This is a genomic window from Micromonospora sp. NPDC047793 (assembly GCF_040642635.1).
Classification (GTDB): domain Bacteria; phylum Actinomycetota; class Actinomycetes; order Mycobacteriales; family Micromonosporaceae; genus Micromonospora.
The window spans coordinates 522,572-543,546 of the sequence record NZ_JBEYSG010000002.1; the positions used below are offsets into that span (position 1 = coordinate 522,572).

At 72.3% G+C, this 20,975-nt stretch carries 20 protein-coding genes; 10 read left to right on the plus strand and 10 right to left on the minus strand.

Going from position 1 to position 20,975, the window contains the following annotated elements:
• Nucleotides 1-47 precede the first annotated feature (47 nt).
• Nucleotides 48-1,598, plus strand: a complete 1,551-nt coding sequence (locus ABZ738_RS06785; RefSeq protein WP_176092501.1) for a PLP-dependent aminotransferase family protein — start codon at nucleotides 48-50, stop codon at nucleotides 1,596-1,598.
• A 24-nt stretch (nucleotides 1,599-1,622) separates the two neighbouring features.
• Here ABZ738_RS06785 and ABZ738_RS06790 read toward each other — a convergent pair whose 3' ends face one another.
• Both ABZ738_RS06790 and ABZ738_RS06795 read right to left on the minus strand, forming a co-directional pair.
• Entirely contained in the window at nucleotides 1,623-2,318 is a 696-nt protein-coding gene (locus ABZ738_RS06790) for a proteasome protein (protein WP_131056442.1), read from the minus strand.
• 135 nt (nucleotides 2,319-2,453) lie between these two features.
• Nucleotides 2,454-3,038, minus strand: a complete 585-nt coding sequence (locus tag ABZ738_RS06795; protein ID WP_131056444.1) for a DM13 domain-containing protein — start codon at nucleotides 3,036-3,038, stop codon at nucleotides 2,454-2,456.
• A gap of 165 nt (nucleotides 3,039-3,203) precedes the next feature.
• Here ABZ738_RS06795 and ABZ738_RS06800 point away from each other — a divergent pair, with 165 nt between their 5' ends.
• The gene (locus ABZ738_RS06800; protein ID WP_131056446.1) at nucleotides 3,204-3,947 is read left to right on the plus strand and encodes an SDR family oxidoreductase; all 744 of its coding nucleotides are present in this window, start codon (nucleotides 3,204-3,206) and stop codon (nucleotides 3,945-3,947) included.
• Between the two features lie 115 nt (nucleotides 3,948-4,062).
• A complete protein-coding gene (locus tag ABZ738_RS06805) occupies nucleotides 4,063-4,836 on the plus strand; it encodes a M23 family metallopeptidase (protein ID WP_357211608.1) in 774 nt (257 codons plus the stop codon).
• 7 nt (nucleotides 4,837-4,843) lie between these two features.
• On the opposite strand, the gene ABZ738_RS06810 is transcribed toward ABZ738_RS06805, so the two are convergent.
• Nucleotides 4,844-5,869 carry a MerR family transcriptional regulator gene (locus ABZ738_RS06810; protein WP_357211610.1) on the minus strand — a complete coding sequence of 342 codons (1,026 nt, stop codon included), beginning with the start codon at nucleotides 5,867-5,869 and terminating at the stop codon, nucleotides 4,844-4,846.
• The gene (locus ABZ738_RS06815) at nucleotides 5,856-6,548 is read right to left on the minus strand and encodes a HEAT repeat domain-containing protein (RefSeq protein ID WP_357211612.1); all 693 of its coding nucleotides are present in this window, start codon (nucleotides 6,546-6,548) and stop codon (nucleotides 5,856-5,858) included. Before ABZ738_RS06815 ends, ABZ738_RS06810 begins: the two co-directional genes overlap by 14 nt.
• Before the next feature lie 69 nt (nucleotides 6,549-6,617).
• On the opposite strand from ABZ738_RS06815, the gene ABZ738_RS06820 reads away from it, so the two are divergent.
• From ABZ738_RS06820 to ABZ738_RS06835, 4 genes are all read left to right on the plus strand, one after another.
• A complete protein-coding gene (locus ABZ738_RS06820; protein ID WP_131054981.1) occupies nucleotides 6,618-7,097 on the plus strand; it encodes a hypothetical protein in 480 nt (159 codons plus the stop codon).
• A 23-nt stretch (nucleotides 7,098-7,120) separates the two neighbouring features.
• On the plus strand, nucleotides 7,121-7,555 hold the full coding sequence (locus tag ABZ738_RS06825) for a VOC family protein (RefSeq protein WP_176092506.1): 435 nt from the start codon (nucleotides 7,121-7,123) through the stop codon (nucleotides 7,553-7,555).
• A gap of 322 nt (nucleotides 7,556-7,877) precedes the next feature.
• Nucleotides 7,878-9,287 (plus strand): family 43 glycosylhydrolase, encoded by a 1,410-nt coding sequence (locus ABZ738_RS06830; RefSeq protein WP_357211614.1) that lies wholly within the window; start codon nucleotides 7,878-7,880, stop codon nucleotides 9,285-9,287.
• A gap of 153 nt (nucleotides 9,288-9,440) precedes the next feature.
• Nucleotides 9,441-10,118 carry a hypothetical protein gene (locus tag ABZ738_RS06835; RefSeq protein ID WP_357211616.1) on the plus strand — a complete coding sequence of 226 codons (678 nt, stop codon included), beginning with the start codon at nucleotides 9,441-9,443 and terminating at the stop codon, nucleotides 10,116-10,118.
• 63 nt (nucleotides 10,119-10,181) lie between these two features.
• On the opposite strand, the gene ABZ738_RS06840 is transcribed toward ABZ738_RS06835, so the two are convergent.
• From ABZ738_RS06840 to ABZ738_RS06855, 4 genes are all read right to left on the minus strand, one after another.
• The gene (locus ABZ738_RS06840) at nucleotides 10,182-10,985 is read right to left on the minus strand and encodes a peptidase (RefSeq protein WP_131054977.1); all 804 of its coding nucleotides are present in this window, start codon (nucleotides 10,983-10,985) and stop codon (nucleotides 10,182-10,184) included.
• Nucleotides 10,985-12,292: a VWA domain-containing protein gene (locus tag ABZ738_RS06845; protein WP_131054976.1), complete on the minus strand. Its 1,308-nt coding sequence runs from the start codon at nucleotides 12,290-12,292 to the stop codon at nucleotides 10,985-10,987. Before ABZ738_RS06845 ends, ABZ738_RS06840 begins: the two co-directional genes overlap by 1 nt.
• A gap of 109 nt (nucleotides 12,293-12,401) precedes the next feature.
• On the minus strand, nucleotides 12,402-13,601 hold the full coding sequence (locus tag ABZ738_RS06850) for a hypothetical protein (RefSeq protein WP_176092511.1): 1,200 nt from the start codon (nucleotides 13,599-13,601) through the stop codon (nucleotides 12,402-12,404).
• A gap of 170 nt (nucleotides 13,602-13,771) precedes the next feature.
• Nucleotides 13,772-14,428 (minus strand): 4'-phosphopantetheinyl transferase superfamily protein, encoded by a 657-nt coding sequence (locus ABZ738_RS06855; protein WP_357211619.1) that lies wholly within the window; start codon nucleotides 14,426-14,428, stop codon nucleotides 13,772-13,774.
• A gap of 229 nt (nucleotides 14,429-14,657) precedes the next feature.
• Here ABZ738_RS06855 and ABZ738_RS06860 point away from each other — a divergent pair, with 229 nt between their 5' ends.
• Nucleotides 14,658-14,972, plus strand: a complete 315-nt coding sequence (locus tag ABZ738_RS06860) for a hypothetical protein (protein WP_131057218.1) — start codon at nucleotides 14,658-14,660, stop codon at nucleotides 14,970-14,972.
• A 325-nt stretch (nucleotides 14,973-15,297) separates the two neighbouring features.
• Here the strand turns inward: ABZ738_RS06860 and ABZ738_RS06865 are convergent, their stop codons facing one another.
• On the minus strand, nucleotides 15,298-17,001 hold the full coding sequence (locus tag ABZ738_RS06865; RefSeq protein ID WP_357211621.1) for a phospholipid carrier-dependent glycosyltransferase: 1,704 nt from the start codon (nucleotides 16,999-17,001) through the stop codon (nucleotides 15,298-15,300).
• Nucleotides 17,002-17,085: 84 nt separating this feature from the next.
• Here ABZ738_RS06865 and rsmI point away from each other — a divergent pair, with 84 nt between their 5' ends.
• A complete protein-coding gene (gene rsmI / locus ABZ738_RS06870; RefSeq protein ID WP_357211623.1) occupies nucleotides 17,086-17,940 on the plus strand; it encodes a 16S rRNA (cytidine(1402)-2'-O)-methyltransferase in 855 nt (284 codons plus the stop codon).
• A 53-nt stretch (nucleotides 17,941-17,993) separates the two neighbouring features.
• Here the strand turns inward: rsmI and ABZ738_RS06875 are convergent, their stop codons facing one another.
• Entirely contained in the window at nucleotides 17,994-18,917 is a 924-nt protein-coding gene (locus ABZ738_RS06875) for a hypothetical protein (protein WP_343232795.1), read from the minus strand.
• Nucleotides 18,918-19,066: 149 nt separating this feature from the next.
• On the opposite strand from ABZ738_RS06875, the gene metG reads away from it, so the two are divergent.
• Nucleotides 19,067-20,881, plus strand: coding sequence for a methionine--tRNA ligase (gene metG, locus ABZ738_RS06880; protein ID WP_357211626.1), 1,815 nt, complete (start codon nucleotides 19,067-19,069; stop codon nucleotides 20,879-20,881).
• Nucleotides 20,882-20,975: the final 94 nt, after the last annotated feature.

Below are 20,975 nucleotides of genomic sequence, written 5' to 3' on the forward strand. Positions count from 1 at the left end.
CTGGTCCGGTGATGGCACACCGGCAACCCTGTCGCCAGAATGGTCCGATGGACAGTGCCAAAACCGCCCCGCCCGACCGGTCCATAACCGAAAGGACGGTCACGCCTCCGGTGGTGGCGGGGCCCCCGGTCAACGCCGGGTCGGACTTCCTGCATCTCGACATCGGGCAGGCTCCGGCGGGTGGGCGGGCGGCCTGGCTTGCCCACCGGCTACGCCGGGCGATCGGCGACGGGGTGGTACCGGTCGGCGCCAGGCTGCCCGCCACCCGGGTACTCGCCGCCGATCTCGGGGTGTCGCGGGGGGTGGTGGTCGAGGCGTACCAGCGCCTGGTGGAGGACGGGCACCTCGCCGGCCGGGGCCGTGCCGGGACCGTGGTGGTCGCCACCGGAGTCGCGGCGCCGCCGGGCGCCGGGACGGGGTGCGGGGCGCGGACCTCGGGGACACCCGGTGTCCGATCGTCGGACGACACCGTCCTGTTCCCGCAGGTACCCGGCCCGGACGCCTTCGACGCGGTACGCGCCGCCCCGGCGCGGATCGACCTGACACCCGGCGTACCCGATCTGGCGGCGTTTCCCCGCGCGGCCTGGCTGCGGGCCGAGAAGGTGGTGCTGGGGCGGCTGGCCGCATCGGACCTCGGCTACGGCGACCCGTGCGGGACGCCGACGCTGCGCCGCGCCGTCGCCGGGTGGCTGGCCCTCAACCGGGGGATCAGCGTCGACCCGGCCGAGGTGATCGTCACCACCGGGGTGTCGCAGGCGCTCGGCCTGCTCGCCCAGGTGCTGCCGGACGACGGCATCACCACCGTCGGCGTGGAAGACCCCGGCTCCCTCGGCGTCCGGCAACATCTCGACAACTGGCGGCTCGACACGGTGCCGATCCCGGTCGACGCCGCCGGACTGCGGGTGGACGAACTGGCCGCCAGCGGGGCACCCGCGGTGATGCTCACCCCCGCGCACCAGTTCCCGACCGGCGTGGTGCTCGACGGCGAGCGGCGCCGCCGGCTCGCCGACTGGGCCCGCAGCGGCGGTCTGGTCATCGAGGACGACTACGACGCCGAGCACCGCTACGACCGCCCGCCGGTGCCCGCGCTGCGGGCCACCCTGCCGGAGCGGGTCTGCTACGCCGGCAGCGTGTCGAAGCTGCTCGCCCCGGCGCTGCGGATCGGTTGGCTGCTGGTGCCCCACCGGTACCGGGACCCCGTGGTGGCCGCCAAACGCAACGCCGACCTGGGCAACGCGATTCTGCCGCAACTGGTCCTCGCCGAGCTGATCACCTCAGGGGCGCTGGAACGGCAACTGCGGCTGCTGCGCCGCCGGCACGTACGCCGCCGGGACGCGATGATCGCCGCCCTGGCACGTCACCTGCCCAGGGCGACCGTGCACGGAGCAGCGGCCGGGCTGCACCTGACCGTCACCCTGGACGGCAACGTGGTGGACACCGAGTTGGCGGCGGCGACTCTCGCCCGTGGGGTGAAGGTGCAGCCGTTGTCCTGGCACTGCCGCCGGCCGTACCCGCCCGGCCTGGTCCTCGGCTACGCGGCCAACTCCGCCTCGGCCATCGAGGAGGGCATCGCCACCGTGGCCGCCGCGCTGCGCTGAGTCATCACGAACGAGGTCCCGGTGTCAGTCGAACAGCCCGTCGAGCGCCTTCTGTTCGAGTTCGCGCCAGCGCTGGGCGTCCTTCAGCGCCTTGGCGATCTCCTTCTCGTCGAGGTGGTGGGCGCCCTCCTCACGGATGCACGCGACGCTGAACGGCCCGCCGACCGACGGCGAGGTCCGCTCCAGCGCCTCCAGCACCCGTACCACGCCCACCACGCCGTACTCGACGGTGCGCGTGGTCATCCGGAAGTGGGACAGCAGCGCGCCGGCCTGCTGGGCCATGGGGGCGCCGGAGCCGATGGCGTGGAAGCCCACGTCCTCGTAGCGGCCGATGAGCCCGTTTGGGTTGATCTCCACGATCCACGGCCCGCCCTGGCTGAAGCCGACCGCGAGCAGGTACGCCGACACCCCGCCGCCGTTGGGCTCGCCGGGCACGTCCGGGATGTAGTTCTTGTAGTGCTTCTTGAAGATGGGCAGGACGCGCTCCTGCAACTCGTCGCCGATGTCGGGGGCTTCGAGGATGGCGGTGGCCGATTCCTCCAGGAGGGGACGCAGGTCGTTGAGTACGCCCCGCGCGCCACTGCCGCCCCAGGCGGCGGAGGAGCCCAGCGGATGCAGCTTCTGGGCGGGGAAGCTCAGACCACGGTCGCTCTCGGTGATCTGGGAGTCCGCGCCGATCACCACCCCGTCGCTGCAGACAACGGCGAGTACGACGGTCATGGAGTCCTCCTGGGCAGGGGTAAGGGGTGTCAGGCGCGAGGTACCCGACATGCCGTCTGCCTACACACCGACAGGTGTCGACCCGTTCGCCTCGATGTTCTGCGGCCGGCGTCGGAGCACCGGGCGCGGAGCAGGTCAGGACGGTTTGCGGAGTTCGGCCGCGCCGAAGGACACCGAGAACCGCTTGCACCAGATCGAGACGCTGCGGAAGTCGTCGAGATTCGCGTCGGCGGGGATGTCGTACACCTGGTCGCCCCGGTTTCCCTTGAGCCGGTCGAGTTCGAGCCATCGCCCGTCGTCGAAGACGTGCCAGCCGTCCCGGCCGGCGATCACCGGCTGGTCGGTGAGCCAGACTCGCAGGTCGGGGCCGTTGGAGGTGGACAGGTCCTGGAGTGCCAGCCGGTGACTGCCGTCCGCGAGCCGGATCAGTCGGGCGGTGCCGGTGGTCTCGTGTTCGTGGGTGACGAACTCTCCGCTGGCCAGCAGCCTGTTCCTCGGACTCGGCGCGACGGAGACGTCGGCGGCGGAAGGTGACGCCTGGGCGGAGGGGGACCCGGCCGCTGCCGGCGAACCCTCGGGCGCGGGTGCGCCGACCTCCGGCAGTGTCTCGGCGACCACCTGGTTGGTGAACAGCTTCCACGGTTGGAACCAGTAGAGACCGAATGCCGCGCCTGCGCCCAGCAGGACGGCGAGGAGCCAGGTCAGGGGTTTGCGCGTCATCGCCGGAGCCTATGTCGGCGGAAACTCCACCGGCGCTGTCAGTCTATTTCGGATTTCTTACGGTGCGGGGTGCCCGGCGGCTCGCCGGACGAGGAGCCCGGGAAGGCCAGTCGTCACAGGCGACCCGGATGATCGCAATCCTGAGTGAACTGTCAGGATTGCGGGATGACGGTCAGAACTGCCGGCAGGGTCGCCCTGGTCACGGGCGGGAGCCGGGGCATCGGCGCCGCCGTCGCGCGCCGCCTCGCCGAGGACGGGATCGACGTCGCGTTCACCTACCGCACGGCGGGGGACAACGCGAAGTCCGTCCTGGCCGACATCGAGGCGTACGGGCGGACCGGCTTGTCGCTCAGCGCGGACAGCGCCGATCCGACGGCGGTGATCGACGCGGTGGACCGGACGGTGGCCGAGTTGGGGCGGCTGGACATCCTGGTCAACAACGCGGGGGTGTTCGCGGGTGGGCCGATCGAGTCGGTCAGCTTCGACGCGCTGGACCGGGCGGTCGCGGTGAACGTACGCGGGGTGTACCTGGCCACCCAGGCGGCGGTGCGGCACATGGGCGATGGTGGGCGGATCGTCAACATCGGCAGCAGCTTCGCCAGTCGTGTCCCCGCGCCCGGAGTCAGCGCGTACGCGATGACCAAGAGCGCGGTGAACGGGCTGACCCGGGCCCTGGCCCGCGAACTCGGCCCGCGTGGCATCACCGTCAACCTGATCCTGCCCGGCTCGACCGACACCGACATGAATCCGGCCGACAGCGACGGTGCGGACGCGCAGCGGACGCAGATCGCCCTCGGGCGGTACGCGTCGCCGGCCGACGTGGCCGCGACCGTCAGTCACCTGGTGGGTGACGGCGGCCGGCACATCACCGGTGCGTCGATCGCGATCGACGGCGGTGCGACCGCCTGAGGGGTGGCGTCCCGGCACCGTGGTGACCTAGACTCCAAACCCCGTTCGATCGAAGATCGTCGTTGTGGCTTCGACGGTGTCGGCCGACGTGTCCCGGCTACCGGCTGGAGCAGTTGTGGACGAAGGTCACCTGATCGATCGCCGGCGCCTGCTGGGCCTGATCACCGCCACCCTCGCCGTCGGCGTGATCCCGGAGGCGTGGCTCGCCGAGGCGGCGTACGGGGCGACGCCCCGCTGGAACCGACCGTTCGACAAGTGGGTCCCGATCACCTCGTCGTTCGGCGTACGGGTCGACCCGATCACCGGCGAGCGGCGGCAGCACAACGGCACCGACTACAGCTACGGCGGCATCCTCGGCTATCCGGTCCGGTCGATCGCGGCCGGCACCGTCACCGGCGTCACCTACAGCGCCGCCGGGCTCGGTCACCACGCCACGGTCACCCACGCCGACGGGTGGCGCAGCGTCTACGGTCACCTGCGGGACGTACCCGTGGTGCGGGTCGGCGCGCAGCTCGCGGCCGGGCAGCACCTCGGCAACGTCGGGTCGACGGGCCGCTCCACCGGGCCGCACCTGCACCTGGAGATCTTCCATCCGAACGGGCACCGCGTGGACCCCGAGTCGATCCTCACCGGCGCTCCCTACGCCGGGGCAACCGGCCAGCCACCCGCGATTCTCACCAAGGACGGACTCATGTACCTCATCTGGAGCACCGGCGGCACCGGCTACCTGGTCACCCCCAACCGCGTGATCGGGCTGCGGTCGATGGCCCACTACAACCTGTTCAAGCGGATCATCAACTCGAACCAGGCCGCCGACCAACCCGAGATCTTCAACCAGTTGGAGATCGACCAGATCAACGCGTACCTGAACGGGCACGTCCCGGCCTGACCCGGCGTCAGGTCGCGGCGCTCCGGGCGTCGCCGTCGCGCCCGTCGAGGACGGCGAGCAGGGCCGAGGCGACGAGCGCCACCGGCCGGTCGTCGTCGCGGGTCAACCGGCGCAGCGTGTCCGCCGCGAGGGTCCCCGGCATCTCCGCGAGGGCCTGGGTCAGCCGCATCCGCGCCGCCGAGTCCGCGCCCGGATCGGCGAGTTCGTCGGCCAGCGCAGTCATGATCCGTTCCGCCCACGTCGCGTCCTCGGCGAGGGTGCCCAGCAGTTCGGCCGCCTCGACGTCGTTGGGACCCTCGACCACGAGACCGACAAGCGTCGGCACCGCCCGGGTGTCGCCCCGGGCGCCGAGCGCGAGCGCGGCCGGTCCGCGCACCGCCGGCTCGGCGTCGGCGAGCGCGTCGACGAGGGCGGCACTCGCCTCGTCGCCCGGCAACTCGGCGAGCGCCCGGACCGCGCGCCGCCGCACCTCGGCGTCACCCGAGGTCAGGCCGGACGCCACCCGGGCCACACCGGCACCGGCCGCCCGCGCGAGAGCCCACCGCAGCGCCCCGGCGACGTGCGGATCGGACTCGCCGAGCACCGCCTCGGCCAGCAACTCGGTGGGGGCCGACTCGTGCTCGACGAGGACCGCCTGCTGGCGGCGCGCGGCACTGCCCGATCCGAGACCGTGCAGCAGTTCGATCAGACGCGCCACCTCCGGCCAGTCGGTGGGCCCGGCGGCATCGACCGTGCGGAGCCGGTCGAGCAGCTCGCGCTCCCGGTGCAGCCGCTCCTCGGTCCGCCGGATGAGGTCGCCGACCAGCGCCGCCGGGGTGAAGGCGGGGTCGTCGAGGGTACGACCGATCTCCCGCAGCGACAGCCCCAGCGAGCGCAGCCCCTCCACGTGGAAGATCCGCCGGACGTTCTCCGGGGTGTACTCCCGGAAGCCGCCCACGGTGCGACCGGTGGGACGGACCAGCCCGAGCGCGTCATAGTGCCGGAGCATCCGGGCGCTCACCCCCGACCGTCGTGCCACCTCACCGATCAGCACCGGGTGTCTCCTCCCGGTCCGGGCCGAGCACCGCGACCCTTCTCGCCTCGTGCACGGCGAGGTCGAATCCGGCCTCCGGGTCGAGCAGCAGGCGTTCGGTGGCGCGCGCGTGCGCCCGTACCGCCGGGTCCCGGTGGGTGGCCGCCGCCGCCAGGACCGGCTCGACCACGTCGGCCAGCTCGACGAGGGCCTGGCTCAGACTGAGCTGGACCTCCCGGTCCCCGCGACCGAACTGCGTGGCCAGCTCCGTGGCCAGTGCCGACCGCTCCGCGTCGGGTACGAGCACGACGGCCGTTCGCCAGGCGGTCCGCGCCACCGTGTCGTCGGCGTCGCGCAGCAACGCGGTCGTGATCGCCGGCCAGACGCTCCGGTCCCTGATCTTGGACAGGCTGTGCAGCGCCTGACTGCGGGCCTGGGCATGGGTGGAGTCGAGCTCCGCCAGCAGCCTCGGCACCGTGACCTCCGACGGCAGCCGGGTCAGCGCCCAGGTGAGCATGTCGCGCACGAAGAAGTCCGGTTCGACCCCGCCGCGCGCCACGAGTACGTCCACGGCACCGGGATGCGGGTGCGTACCGAGGGCCAGGGCCGCGTTGAGCCGCCTCGACGGGTCGTCGGCGGACAACGCGCCGACCACTCGTGCGTCGGGCGTGGGCTGGTCGGTCGAGTCGATGGGAACCACCTCCGACCACTAGTGAAGACCTTGACACCGTGACAGGGTCAAGTCTCACCTGTTCCCTAGACTGCCGTGGTGCGATACGACCAGCTCGAAACAGCGATCCGTCGGCTCGTGGACACGGCCGGAGAGGACGAACTCCGGGTGTTCGGCGTCGAGACGGTGGCCCGCCTCGTACGCGACGAGGGACTGGTCGACGTCGCCGCCGACGGGGAACTGGACGAGGACGCCGCGGCGGCGTTCGCGCTCGCCCGGAAGACCGTCGGGACGGCCGACGCCGCCACGTCACGTGCGCTGATCACGCGGATCGAGGAGGGTGCCCTCACCGACGGCGACATGGACCCGGACCTGCTCATCGCCCTGATCGCGCTCGAACACTGGACGACGTACCTGGAGACCGGGCAGCGCGACGAGCTCTACGAGCTGGCGCTCCGCTCCGTCGAGGAGGTCGACCACCAGGTCTCCGCCGACCTCGACGACTTCCTGGCCACCCCCGAGATGGCCGCCGAGTACGAGCGGATCGCGCGCCTGCTGCAGGGCGGGCCCCCGGCCTGAGGAACTACCCCTATGGTGGGTCGATGGCATCCGTGAAGCAGGTCCAGGTGACCTTCGACTGTGCAGAACCCGAGCGTGTCGCCCGTTTCTGGTGCGAGGTGCTGGGATACGTGGTGCCGCCGCCACCGGAGGGCTTCGCTGACTGGGCGGAGTTCACTCGCGCGTTGCCGCCCGAGCGGCAGGGCGCGGCATTCGCCTGCGTCGACCCGACCGGCGCGGGTCCGAGGCTGTTCTTCCAGCGCGTACCCGAGGGCAAGGTGGTCAAGAACCGGCTGCACCTCGACGTGCGGGCCGCCACCGGGCTCGTCGGCGCGGAACGCGTGGCCGCGCTCGAAGCCGAGGGCGCGCGGCTGGTCGCGCTCGGCGGCGCCCGGGTCCGGCTGCTGGAATCCGACGGCTTCAACGAGTCCTGCCTCGTGATGCAGGACGTCGAGGGCAACGAGTTCTGCCTCGACTGACCGGTTCAGGCCGTTTCGGGTACTCCGGGTGCGCGCGGCGAGCGAAGACCAGCGCTTCCGCGTTGACCTCAAGTTCCCGCCGCCGCGTTGATCAAGAGGTTTTGGTCGCTCCGGGGTGCCGTCGTCGGCGCAAACCTCTTGATCAACGCGTGGGGGGCGTGAGGTGGGGGCGTGTGGGGGGCGGTGTGCTGCGGTGGGGTTTCGTATAGATGACGTTCTCTTGACGGTGGTGATTGTTAGCGCTATCAATGCGGTGGCGGTGTTCCTGTCGTGGTGGAAGGGCGGGGCTATGGTGCGGCGCAGTGTCCGCAGGGTCGTGGCGATGGCGGCGGTCCTGGTGTTGGCGGGAGGCGCCGTGGTGGCGGTGGGGGCGGTGCCGGCGCAGGCCGCCCCGGTCACCTTCACCAATCCACTGGCCGAGCAGCGTGCCGACCCGCACGTCTACCGGCACACCGACGGGTACTACTACTTCACCGCCACCGTCCCGGAGTACGACCGGATCGTGCTGCGCCGTGCCACCACGCTCCAGGGACTGGCCACCGCCGCCGAGCGGGTGATCTGGCGCAAGCACGCCAGCGGCGAGATGGGCGCCCACATCTGGGCTCCCGAGATCCACTTCATCGGCGGCAAGTGGTACGTCTACTTCGCCGCCGGCCGCACCGACGACATCTGGGCCATTCGGCCGTACGTGCTGGAGAGCAGTGCGGCGAACCCGTTGGACGGGCCGTGGGTGGAACGTGGACAGCTCCAACCGGCCCGCAGCGGCTTCTCGCTCGACGCCACCACGTTCGTCCACAACGGAGTCCGCTATCTGGCCTGGGCCGAGTACGCCGGTAGCAACTCGAACATCTACCTGGCCCGTGCCACCAACCCGTGGACGTACGCGGGCACCCCGGCCCTGATCGCCACCCCCACGCACGCCTGGGAGACCCGGGGGTACCGGGTCAACGAGGGGCCGGCGGTGCTGATCCGCAACGGGCGGGTGTTCATGACGTATTCGGCCAGCGCCACCGACGCCAGTTACGCGGTCGGGCTGCTCACCGCCTCGGCCACCAGTGACCTGCTCAATCCGGCGTCGTGGAGCAAGTGGTCCACGCCGGTGCTGGCCAGCGACGCCCGGACGGGTCAGTGGGGTCCGGGGCACAACTCGTTCACCGTGGCCGAGGACGGCAGCGACGTGATCGTCTACCACTCCCGCAACTACGAGCGGTACCTCGGCAACGGCTACGACCCGCTGACCGACCCGAACCGGCGTACCCGGCTCCAGCGGGTCTACTGGAACGCCGACGGTACGCCGAACTTCGGCGTACCGGTGCCGGACGGCCTCAGCCCGGTGCGGTTGCGCGCGCACGACCTGCCGGACCGCTACATCCGGCACTGGGAGTTCCGGGTGCGGTTGGAGCCGAACGTCGCCGTCCTGGCCGACTCGCAGTTCCGGATCGTCGCCGGTCTGTCCGACCCGTCGGCGATCTCGTTGGAGTCGACCAACTATCCCGGCTACTACCTGCGGCACCGTAACCACCAGCTCTGGGTGGAGCGCAGCGACGGCTCCACCCTGTTCCGGCAGGACGCCACGTTCACCCGCCGGGCCGGGCTCGCCGACGCGGCGAAGGTGTCGCTGGAGGCGGTGAACTTCCCCGGCCAGTACGTCCGGCACCGCGACGGGCTGCTGCACCTGGAAGCCGTGTCGGACGGCCCCGGGCGCGCGTCGGCCACCTTCGCCCTGGACTAGGGCCTCTTCCTGGCACGGGCCTTCGACGGCGACCGTGGCCCACCCGACGACACTGATCTATATTGATCGCTTCCGTTGTGGACGTCGACGCGCCACGAGTGCGTCGGTGCGGCGGCAGTCGGGCGAACCCGGCTGCCCGGATCAGGAGGCCCAGTGAAGATCAGCAGCGTGGTCCGTCAGGCCGTCGTCGGTCTGCTCGTCGTCGGCGCGGCACTCGTCCCGGCCGGTGCCGGCCAGGCGCACGCCGTGGCCGACGCGGTCAGCGTCTATCCGCCTATCCAGGGTGCGTCCACCTGGGACCGCTTCGGGCTCTCCGGGCCGGCGAGCCACCACCGGGTCTTCTCGAACTGGGGATATCTCAACGACTGGTCGGTCGACATCTACCGCAACCCCGGCGCGACCGTGGTCTCGCCGTTCGGCACGAAGAGCGCCGCCGGTCATCCGATCTCGGTCCGCGTGGTCACCGTGCGGGCCGGTTGCGCTACCGGGAACCTGGCCGACGGCGGGTACCGCATCGGGCTGGAGGCCCGGGACGACCGGCTCGATGCGGTCATCGCCCGCGCCGACGTCATGCACGTCGCCAACAAGCCGGCCGGCATCGTGGTCGGCGCGACTGTCGGGCCGTGGACCAAGCTGGGCGAGACCGGCCGGTTCCGCTACTCCAGCTGCTACCAGGTCAACGGCGACTCCGGCGCACACATCCACCTCGAAGTGATCAATCAGCACCGGTACTCCTGCTACATTCGGCGGTCGGCGAACACCGCGTTGACCGACCTGACGGTGATCGGCCGCGCCGGTGTCCACTACTCCGGTGCGCCCCAGGCCTGCTGATCGGAACCGCCGGCAGGTCACGCCCGGGCGCGACCTGCCGGCGGGGTCACCGGACGGGTGGGGTCACGCGCGGACCCGCCGGGCGGACGGGCGGCGGGTCAGGGCGAAACCGACCACGCCGGCCACTGCGGCGAGGACGCCACCGGCGGTGGTCCAGATCCAGCGGGAACCGGCCTCGGGGAGCCACCCGGTGAGGTCGATGTTCCAGCCGTCGTCGTCCTCGTCGACCGGTGCGACCGTCGGCTCCGTGCTCAGCACGGCACCGGCGTTGGTCGGCGCCACCAGCGGGGCTTCCAGCCGACCGTCCTCCGGGGCGCTGCCGGCGTCCCCGCTGGCGGAGATCAGCAGGTCCACGTCGATCGGACGACCCAGGTCGGGCTCGGGCACGTCGACCACGGACAGGCGCACGTAGTACGTGCCGGGCAGCGGATCGGCGGACCACGGCTCCGCCCAGGGCCGGACACGCCGCAGGGTGCAACCGAGGGCCACGGTACCCACCGAGGAGTCGGCGGTCGGGGTCTGCGCGCCGGCCGTACACGCCTGGCGGCGGCGCAGGCCGTCGAAGACCTCCACGGTCCACGTCGACGTGCCGGTGCGCTGCTCGGCGAGGGAGACCGTCGCGGTGATCTCGTGGGTCTCGCCCGCCGCCGCCGGGAACGACCAGTAGAGGTACTCGCCGGTGGAGGCGCCCACCCGCACCGGTTGACCCGCCGCGATAGGGGTGGCGCTGAGGAACGTGGTGCCGGCCTTGGTCACGGTGGCGGCACCGGGTGAGGGAGTGGGGGTGGGTGCGGCCAGCGCCGCGCCCGGGGCCAGGACGATGCCGGCGGCCAGCAGCGCGGCCACGGTTGCCGATCGGGTACGCATCAGTTCTCCCTCCAGGTGGCGACCCACCAGCGGGTGAGCAGGCCGGTGACGAGCCCGGTGAGCAGACCGGCCAGGGTCAGCAGGAGCAGCAGCACCCAGCCGCGCCCCAGGTCCGGCCCGTCCGGAGCGGGGGAGGCGGCGACCACGTCGACGGTCAGTTCGACCGGCATGCCGGGGTCCTTCGCGGTGCCCGACCGGGGCGAGAACATGTTGCTGACCACCAGACAGACGGTGGTCACCGCCGGGGTGGCGCTGGCCGTCGGCGCGGGGGTGGCGTCCTCGTCGCGCTCGGCGTCGTCGCCGTCCTCCGTGGCCGACCAGCGCAGACCGGCCGAGACGACGTCGGTACGTCCGCTGCCGGCGTCCACGCCCCGGACCAGTTCCCGGCCGTCCGCCGCGGTGGCCCGCAGCAGTACGCCGTGGTCGGGATTGATCGGCCGGTCGAGCGCGATGCTGACCGAGGCGCGCAGTTCCTGTCCCGTCCGGACCGGCACCCGGTACCAGCGGTGCTCGGAGAAGGTCTCCCGGTCGGTGTAGACGCCGGGGGAGAGCAGCGGCGCACCCTCGCAGACGTCGGTTCCGTCGACCTTGGCCGGCGTGGTGGCGTACGTGTCTCGGGCCCGGTCGACGAGTTGCTTGAGCCGGTCCGTGAGGTCGTCGGCGCTTGTCGCGGCCGTGTACGTGCCACCCGTGGCGGCGGCGATGCAGAGCAGTTGCTTGCGGACCTTCTCGTCGGGTGCCAGGCCGAGGGTGTCCACCACCAGCGTGGTGCCCTGGGCGGCGAGTTCCCGGGCCACCTGGCAGGGGTCCGGCGGTGCGCAGGTGTCCTCGCCGTCGGTGATCAGCACGATCCGCCGGGCGGTGGTGCCGGTGCCGAGGTCCTTCGCGGCCTCCCGCAGGGCGAGCCCGACCGGGGTGAATCCGGTCGGACGCAGTGTCGCCACGGCGGCCTTGGCCTTCGTCCGGTCCACCGGACCGACCGGCACGATCTGCTGGGTGTCCCGGCAGCCCTGCTGCTTGTCCTGGCCCTTGTAGGTGGCCCCGAGCACCCGGATGCCGAGCTGGGTCTCGTCGGGCAGGGCGTCCACCACCTCGCCGAACGCCTGTTGCGCCACCGAGATGCGGCTGCGTCCGTCGATGTCGGTGGCCCGCATCGAGCCGCTCACGTCCAGCACCAACTGGACGCGAGGCGGCTCGGCGACGGGTTCTGCCTGGTCGTCGTCGGCTCGGGCCGGCGCGGGGCCGGCCAGCGTGGTCGCCGCCAGCAGCCCCAACAGGGCGGCTGACGACCATCTCTTGTTGATCACCGGGCGGAGTGTAGCGACGTCCACTCAGGACGATCACTCCGGTCGTCGGGCGAGCCGGCTGTCCCGCACGGCCCGCCCGACGTACCGCCGGCAGACGACCTAGCGTGCGCTACGGCCGCCAGGAACCGGCGGAGCGGAACAACGGCTTGTACTCCACCACGCCGTTGGTGTCGGCGACGTCGAAGACGACCGTGCCGACCCGCTTGGTGCCGGCCGGCAGGTTGTTGCCGGAGCCGATGGTCTCACCGCAGCCGGCCAGGATCCCGGCCAGGCCGTTGACCGTGGTCCCGTCGGCCGCCACCCACTCGAAGTAGATCGGGTTGATGGAGGCCGTGCCCTTGGTCACCGTCGCCGTCACGTCGGCGATCAGGTAGCGGCCCTTCCGTGGCTCGGGGGCGAACGACCGGCAGCCCTCGTTCACGGTCCGCACCCGGGTCACGGTGATCTCGACGGTGCCGTCGTTGTCGTTCACCACCAGGGTGGTGCCGATGCTCAGGTTGTACGTCTCGCCGCTGGGCGGCGAGTTGGTGGGCGGAGGCGGCGGCGGGGGCGCGGCCTCGGTCGGCGCGGCGCTCGGCGACGGTTCCGGTGCCGGCGAGGCGGCCGACGGTATGGGCCGCGCGCCGGTCTCCCGGTCGTCATCCGTGCCGTTCAGCAGCGCGATGACGCCGCCGCCACAGCAGAGCAGCGCCAACGCGGCGACCACGGCCACCACGATCAGCGCGGTCTTGCTGCCGGAACCACCGCTGGGCTGTGGCGCGCCAAGCGGGTACCCGGGCGCAGCCGGCGGATAGCCGGTGCCGCCAGGCGGATAGCCGCCCTGCTGGTAGCCACCCGACGCGTACGGTCCGGGCTGCTGGTAGGCGCCGGGCGCCTGGTAGGGGTCGTGCGACGGGTACGCGGCACCGGCCTGCGGATACCCGGCACCGGCCTGGTACGGGTCGTGCTGCGGGTACCCGCCAGCGGCTGCCTGGTGCGGCGCGTACGGCGATCCCGAGCTGGGCGGCTGGGGGGCACCCGAGGCCGGGTAGTGCGGCGACCCGGAGACCGGCTGCTGGGGCGAGCCGGCGGACGGGTACTGGGGAGAACCGGAGACCGGAGGCTGGGGTGCGCCGGAGACCGGCGGCGCGGGCGGCGGCTGCGGGGTGGCCCAGGCACTGTCGGGCTCGTCGGGTGGGGCGGCCCACGTGCCGTCGGGCTGCGCGTCGGCCGGCTGCCCGACCGGCGGCAGGGGTGCCCACGGATCACTGGGCGGCTGCGGCGGCTGGTAGGGGTCCTGCGGCCCGGATGGGGGCTGGGGGTCGCTCACCGTACTCCTCGGGCACCTGACGTCTAACGCGAACCGCCTGACGCTACCTCGGGCGGGCAACACCGAGCGGCCACCGGTAGGGGTCCGAGCGGAGGAGGGCCAGGGGCCGTACGGCCCGGTCAGGGGCGGTGACGCTCAGGCGCGTACGGGCGAGGGCGGGCGTGGACGCCTCACTCCGGCAGGAGTACGGCGGCGGTGCGGACCAGGTCCGCGTCGACCGCGTACCGGCCGGTCACCAGGGTGGGCGGACGGTCGACCGGGGCGGCGTCGATCCGGGCCGGTGCGATCCGCGCGGTGAAGGTCCCCGCGTCGGGGTCGAGCTCCACCACCGCGTCGTGGAAGTCCAGCCAGGTGCCGACGATCGGGTGCCACACCTTGTAGACCGTCTCCTTGGCGCTGAACGCCACCGTCGGCCAGGAGACGCCGGAGGGCAGCCGAGCGTACCGGTCCTCCTCCTCGGGCAGGCAGATCAACCGGCGTACGCCCGGGCTCAGTTCCTTGTGCTGCTCGGCGTCCATGCCGACCCCGCGCACCTCGCTGCGGCGCGCGACCGCCGCCGCGCAGTAGCCCCGGGTGTGGGTGATGGTGCCGACCGTGCCCGTCGGCCAGACCGGCGCGCGGTTCTCGGCGGCGAGCACCGCGACCTGCGGCAGGCCCAGCTCCGCCATGGCCCGGCGGGCGCAGACCCGGCCCGCGGTGAAGTCACGGCGCCGGCTGTCCACCACGCGTTCCCCGAGACCGGCCGCTTCCTCGGCGTGGAGTTGCCCGGACCAGTCCTGCTCCCGGGCCACCGCCACCGCCACCTCGGGAGGCAACAGGTCACGCACGCGCGATCACCGGGTGGTGCGTTCGGCGGCCCGTCCCGGTACCGTCGACCGGCGGCGAGTGCTCTGCGTCAATGCGACGCGTACGGTGGGTCGCGGTGGTCATGGTTGGTCAACGTACCTCAATGACGTAACACCGTGTCGATCCCGGGCGCTGTACGAAGCGCACGGCGCTCGTGGCGCGGCGGCGGGTGCCCACCCGTGGTCCTGTGTGGAGGCGGAAGGGAGCGCGATGACAGGTGTGGCGGATCGCTCGGGGAGTGCGGTGGCCGGGACCGGTGGTGTGGAGCGGCTGGCCGAACATGCGCCGGCAACTCCCGACTGGACCTGCGGCACCTGCGGCGCGGACTGGCCCTGTGAGCCGAAACGTGCCCGGTTGCTGACCGAGTACGGGACGGATCGGCCGATGCTCAGTGTCTATCTGGGCGCGTGCCTGGCCGCCGCCGTCGAGGACCTGCACGCGCCCGGACCGACCTCGTTGCAGGACCGGTTCCTCGGCTGGCTGCCCCGCCGCCCGAGGGACCCGGCGAGTCCGCCGCCGACGTGATCGTGGCCACCCTGTCGGCGGGACCGGGTACGCCGCTGGCCAGGCAAAATGTGAGTTGGTTTCCGGTTGGGCGTGGCGGTTCTCCGCCTCCAGCCGAGGGCGCGGTTCGGTGGAGATCCTTGTCGGGACAGGCCCCGGTCGGAAATCTGACCCGAGCTGCCCCGTTGTGCCGCTGGTCATGGGTGGTTAAGCTGCAGAGGCGCGCCCCAATCGCCCGCTTCCCCCGTGGCAGGCGATCGGGGCGCGTCCTATTGTCCGGACTGAGTGCCCGGACCGACGTGACAGGGCCCGCACGCCACAGCGTGCGGGCCCTTCGCCGTCGGTGTCAGATCCAGCGACCGTCCAGCCACATCCGTGCGGACCACTCCGCGTACGGCAGCGACTGACCGACGAAGATCGGATAGAAGTACGCGAAACAGAGGACGACGAGCACCATGTACGCCCCCACGATCACCCCACCCACCAGGCGGCGGTCCCGGGTGGCCTCGTCGTCGACGACCGGTCGGGTGCCGCTCGGTCCGGCCGGCGAGGCGATCGCGCCGAGCACGTAGACCACCGCCAGCACGAGGAACGGCAGCGCGGGCGCGGTGTAGAAGGAGAACATCGTCCGCCCGTCCAGGGCGATCCAGAACCAGGGCAGCAGACCGGCGGCCACGCTGAGCAGGATCGCACCGGCCCGCCAGTCCCGGCGGGCCAGGCCGAGCCAGACCAGCGCCACCAGCGCGGGCAGGAACGACCACCACAGCAGCGGGGTGCCGAGCAGGAGGATCTCCTCGGCGCAGCTCGCCGCGCCGCAGGGGCTGTCGCCGGTCCAGTGGAAGGCGACCGGTCGGCCCAGCAGCAGCCACTGCCAGGGCCACGACTGGTATTTGTGCGGGTCGTCGAGCTGGCCGTGGAAGCCGAGCGCGGCCTGGTGGTACTGGATCAGGTTCCACAGCGCCCCGACCACGGGCAGGTCGCTGAGCCCGGCGTCCGGGTAGCGCTCGGCGAGCCGGTAGTAGCCCTCCTGGCTGCGCAGCCAACCCGACCAGGACGCCACGTAGGTGACCGCCATCAGCAGGCCGGCGAGCGCCATCCACGGCACCCCGTCGAGCATGGTGGCCCGCCACGGCCGGGGCACCCCCGCCGCTCGGCGGACACCGACGTCCCAGAGGAGCATCAGCAGTGCGAACGCGGGCACGAAGAACAACGCGCTCCACTTGACCGCGAAGGCGCAGCCGAGCAGGACTCCGGCGGCGAGCCGCCACCAGGGCCAGTTCCGCCAGCCGCCGGGCGGGCGGCCCGCCCGGCCCCGGGCCGTCGGATCCAGCCCCGCCTCCAGCGCCCGGGCCCAGCGCCGACGCTGCGCGTCCCGGTCCAGCACCAGTGCGCCGAAGGCGGCCAGCACGAAGAAGAGCAGGAAGAGGTCGAGCAGCGCGGTGCGGGACAGCACCAGGTGGAAGCCGTCGAGCGCGAGCAGCAGGCCGGCGGCGCAACCGAGCACGGTGGAGTGGAACATCCGGCGGCCGATGCGGATCAGCAGCAGCACCGAGAGCGTGCCGAACAGCGCTGCCGAGAAGCGCCAGCCGAACTCCGGCGAGGTGGTCATCAGCGCGCCGGGCACCGAGATGCCGTGTTCGGCGTCGGCGTAGCCGAAGGCCCACTCACCGAGACCGATCAACCACTTGCCCAGCGGCGGATGGACCACGTACGACGGTCCACCGTCCTTGTAGTTCCACTCCACGCCCTTGTCGATCAGCCCCCAGGCGTCCCGGGCGTAGTAGACCTCGTCGAAGATCTTGCCGGCCGGGTGGCTGAGGTTGGCGAAGCGGACCACCGCCGCGATCGCCACCACCACGGCGGTGGCCCACCACGATCTCCGGTCGACGCGGGCCTCGACGGTGGCCAGCCGACGGCGGATCGTCGCCGGTACGCCACCGCCGCCCGCGTCGCCGGTCGTGCCACCGCCCGTGTCACCGGTCGAGGTGGCCGCCTGCTCCGGTCCCGGCTGGTCCGCGTTCGCGCTCTGTGCTGTCGACGCACTCGTCACCCGGCGATCGTAGGCTGCGGAGGGGGTCGCTGGCGTACATCGTCTCCGAATCCGGTACGACCGTCGATGAAGGAGTGCCTACTCGTGGGTGAAATGTCCGAAACTGGTCGCCTGGTCCTCCTCGGCGCGCCGCTCGGCAACCCCGCCGACGCCTCCACCCGACTGCGAGACGTGCTCGGCACCGCCGACGTGGTCGCCGCCGAGGACACCCGGCGACTGATCCGGCTCGCCCGCGACCTGGACGTGACGATCCCCGGCCGGATCGTCTCCTACTTCGAGGGCAACGAGGAGCGGCGTACCCCCGAGTTGGTCGACGTGCTCACCGCCGGACACCTCGTCGCACTGGTCACCGACGGGGGGATGCCCAGCGTGTCCGACCCCGGCTACCGGCTGGTCCGCGCCGCACTGGACGCCGGCGTCCCGGTCACCTGCGCCCCCGGACCGAGCGCCGTCACCACCGCCCTGGCGCTGTCCGGGCTGCCCTGCGACCGGTTCTGCTTCGAGGGCTTCCTGCCGCGTACCCCCGGTGCCCGCCGGGCCCGACTGCGGGCGCTGGCGGCGGAGGAGCGCACCCTGGTCCTGTTCGAATCCCCGCACCGGATCACCGCCGCGCTGACCGACCTCGCCGACGCGTTCGGCGCCGACCGGCCCGCCGCGCTCTGCCGGGAGCTGACCAAGACGTACGAGGAGGTGCTCCGCCGCCCGCTGGGGGACCTGGCCCGCTGGGCCGCCGACGGCGATCCGCGCGGCGAGATCACCCTCGTGGTGGCCGGGGCGCCGGCCACGCCACCCACCCGACCCGACGACGACGCCCTGCGCGCCGCGGTCGCCGAGCGGGAGGCCGCCGGCCAGAGTCGCCGGGACGCCGTCACCGAGGTGGCGACGGCCTTCGGGCTGCGTCGCCGTGACGTGTACGCCGTCGTGCACCAGGTGGTGTAAGGAAGGGCCCCCTACTAACGCCTCGTGTATAGGAAGGGTCCCTTCCTTACATCTCACCAGGCGGCGGCGAGGAAGCCGAGCGTGATCGCCAGCGGGCCGGCGAAGGCGACGGTGACCGCCCAACGGCGGCCCCGTGGATCGGGCAGGCGCGTCGCGCCGGTCCAGCGGGCGATCCCGGCACCGCAGCCGAGCACCCCCAGCAGGCCGAGCAGCCAGCGCAGGTGCGCACCGACACCGTGATCGGCGTACGCGACGGCGGCGTCCGGACCGGTCACCCGGGCGGGTAGCGCCGTCCCGGCGATCGTCCGCTGCTCCGGGACCCCGCTGACCCGTACGCCGTGGGTGCGGAACCCGCCGTCGGCGGCGGTGAAGATCCCCCGGCAGCGCTGGGTCAACCCGTCACCGGTGCACCCGGTCACCACTGCGGTGCCCGAGGTGCCCTGCCCGGCGGCGAGCAGGATCGGGCCCGCGCTGACCCAGGCGAAGAACGCCGCCACGAGGCTCAGGCCGACCAGCGCGGCCAGTCCCGGCAGCGGGTCGGGCGGATGACTGCTCCGCTCCCGGTGGCGTACCTGCCGGAGCCGACGAAACAGCCCGCGCTCGCCGGGCGGATCCTGCCGCACCGGCGTGCCGTCCCAGTGCACCTCCTCGATCGGTGCCCAGAACGTGTCCTCCTCGTCGACGTCGGCGGGGTCGGCGAACGGATCCGCGCCGAGATGCCGCGCCGAACGCACCGGCACCCGGTGCGGCAGTGTGCCGACCGGGGCGCCGGTGGTCGGCTCCACCTCGACACCCTGCTCCGGCGCCGCCGGTTCGCCGAGGGCGCCACCGGCCGGGTTCGCCCCGTCGGGCGTCACCGTCCGGGGGTGCGGCGCCACGGCATGGGTACGCGCCGACGCGGCCGGATCCGGCCAGGTCTCGGTGGGAAGGCCGTCCTCGTGGTCGCGGGCGGCGCGGCTGCCAGTCACGCGCTTCATTGGACACCGGTGGGGATGCTCGGACACGCAGCTCAGGCAGCGTGTCGGCGACAAATCGGACCAGCCGAGGGTCCGGAATCGCCGGATTGTCGAGCGGGCGGGCCTATTGGTTCGCAGCCGCCCCAGGTGGGTCACTACGCTTGCTGGGCATGAGTCACGTTCTCGCGGCGGTCGCCTGGCCGTACGCCAACGGCCCGCGCCACATCGGCCACGTCTCCGGTTTCGGCGTTCCCTCCGACGTCTTCGCCCGGTACATGCGGATGGCCGGCCACGACGTGCTCATGGTCTCGGGCACCGACGAGCACGGCACCCCCATCCAGGTGCAGGCCGACGCCGAGGGCCTCAAGCCCCGTGAGCTGGCCGACCGGTACAACCGGGTGATCGTGGAGGACCTGCACGGCCTGGGTCTCTCCTACGACCTGTTCACCCGCACCACCACGCGGAACCACTACGCCGTGGTGCAGGAGTTGTTCGAGGGGATGTACCGCAACGGCTACATCGTGCCGAAGACCACCATGGGCGCCATCTCACCGTCGACCGGCCGGACCCTGCCCGACCGCTACATCGAGGGCACCTGCCCGATCTGCGGCTACGACAGCGCGCGCGGCGACCAGTGCGACAACTGCGGCAACCAGCTCGACCCGATCGACCTGATCGACCCCAAGTCGAAGATCAACGGCGAGACGCCGAAGTTCGTCGAGACCGAGCACTTCTTCCTCGACCTGCCCGCCCTCGCCGACGTGCTGCGGCAGTGGCTGGACAGCCGGGACGGCTGGCGGCCCAACGTGCTGCGGTTCTCCCGCAACCTCCTGGACGACCTCCAGCCCCGGGCCATCACCCGGGACCTGGAGTGGGGCGTACCGATCCCGCTCGACGGCTGGCGCGACCGCACCGACAAGCGCATCTACGTCTGGTTCGACGCGGTGATCGGTTACCTCTCCGCCTCCGTCGAGTGGGCCCGCCGCTCAGGCGACCCGGAGGCGTGGCGCCGGTACTGGCACCAGCCGGACGCCGACGGCGAGACGGACGACGACACCCGGTCGTACTACTTCATGGGCAAGGACAACATCGTCTTCCACTCGGTGATCTGGCCCGCGCTGCTGGCCGGCTACTCCGGCGAGGGCGACAAGGGCGGCAAGCCGGGCCAGCTCGGACGGCTCAACCTGCCCACCGAGGTGGTATCCAGCGAGTTCCTCACCATGGAGGGACGCAAGTTCTCCTCCTCCCGGCGGGTGGTCATCTACGTGCGGGACTTCCTGGAGCGCTACGACGCCGACGCGCTGCGCTACTTCATCGCCGTGGCCGGCCCGGAGAACAACGACACCGACTTCACCTGGGCCGAGTTCCTCCGCCGCAACAACGACGAGCTGGTCGCCGGCTGGGGCAACCTGGTCAACCGGTGCGTGTCGATGGCGGCGAAGAACTTCGGCGCCATCCCACCGATCGGCCCGGACGGCCTCACCGAGGCCGACGAGGCGCTGCTCGCGGTGGCCCGGACCGGCTTCGCCACGGTCGGCGACCTGATCGGCCGGCACCGGCAGAAGCAGGCCATCGGCGAGGCGATGAAGGTGGTCGCGGAGGCCAACAAGTACCTCTCCGACCATGCGCCGTGGAAGCTCAAGGACGAGGCGGACAAGCCCCGGATGGGCACCGTCCTGCACGTCGCCCTCCAGGTGGTCAGCGACGCCAACACCCTGCTCACCCCGTTCCTGCCGCACTCCGCACAGAAGGTGCACGAGCTGCTCGGCGGCACCGGCGTGCACGCGCCGATGCCGGTCATCGAGGAGGTCGACGACCTCGACGGCGGGCCCGGGTACCCGGTGCTGACCGGGGACTACACGCAGGGCGCACGCTGGGAGTCGGTGCCGCTCGCGGTCGGCCGGCCGCTCGCCGCGCCCAAGCCGGTGTTCCGCAAGCTCGACCCGTCGATCGTCGACGAGGAACTGGCCCGGCTGGAGAGCTGACCCGGGCCAGACACGGAGGTCGTCGCGACGTCGACGAGCGGTGACGACACGTGCGGCGGGCGCGACCCCGACACCGGGATCGCGCCCGCCGCGC

Bases quoted from the DNA above. Each gene is read 5' to 3' on its own strand.
- ABZ738_RS06785 (WP_176092501.1), top strand. From the start codon at position 48: ATGGACAGTGCCAAAACCGCCCCGCCCGACCGGTCCATAACCGAAAGG.
- ABZ738_RS06790 (WP_131056442.1), bottom strand. From the start codon at position 2,318: ATGACCGTCGTACTCGCCGTTGTCTGCAGCGACGGGGTGGTGATCGGC.
- ABZ738_RS06795 (WP_131056444.1), bottom strand. From the start codon at position 3,038: ATGACGCGCAAACCCCTGACCTGGCTCCTCGCCGTCCTGCTGGGCGCA.
- ABZ738_RS06800 (WP_131056446.1), top strand. From the start codon at position 3,204: ATGACGGTCAGAACTGCCGGCAGGGTCGCCCTGGTCACGGGCGGGAGC.
- ABZ738_RS06825 (WP_176092506.1), top strand. From the start codon at position 7,121: ATGGCATCCGTGAAGCAGGTCCAGGTGACCTTCGACTGTGCAGAACCC.
- ABZ738_RS06830 (WP_357211614.1), top strand. From the start codon at position 7,878: ATGGCGGCGGTCCTGGTGTTGGCGGGAGGCGCCGTGGTGGCGGTGGGG.
- ABZ738_RS06840 (WP_131054977.1), bottom strand. From the start codon at position 10,985: ATGCGTACCCGATCGGCAACCGTGGCCGCGCTGCTGGCCGCCGGCATC.
- ABZ738_RS06860 (WP_131057218.1), top strand. From the start codon at position 14,658: ATGACAGGTGTGGCGGATCGCTCGGGGAGTGCGGTGGCCGGGACCGGT.
- ABZ738_RS06875 (WP_343232795.1), bottom strand. From the start codon at position 18,917: ATGAAGCGCGTGACTGGCAGCCGCGCCGCCCGCGACCACGAGGACGGC.
- metG (WP_357211626.1), top strand. From the start codon at position 19,067: ATGAGTCACGTTCTCGCGGCGGTCGCCTGGCCGTACGCCAACGGCCCG.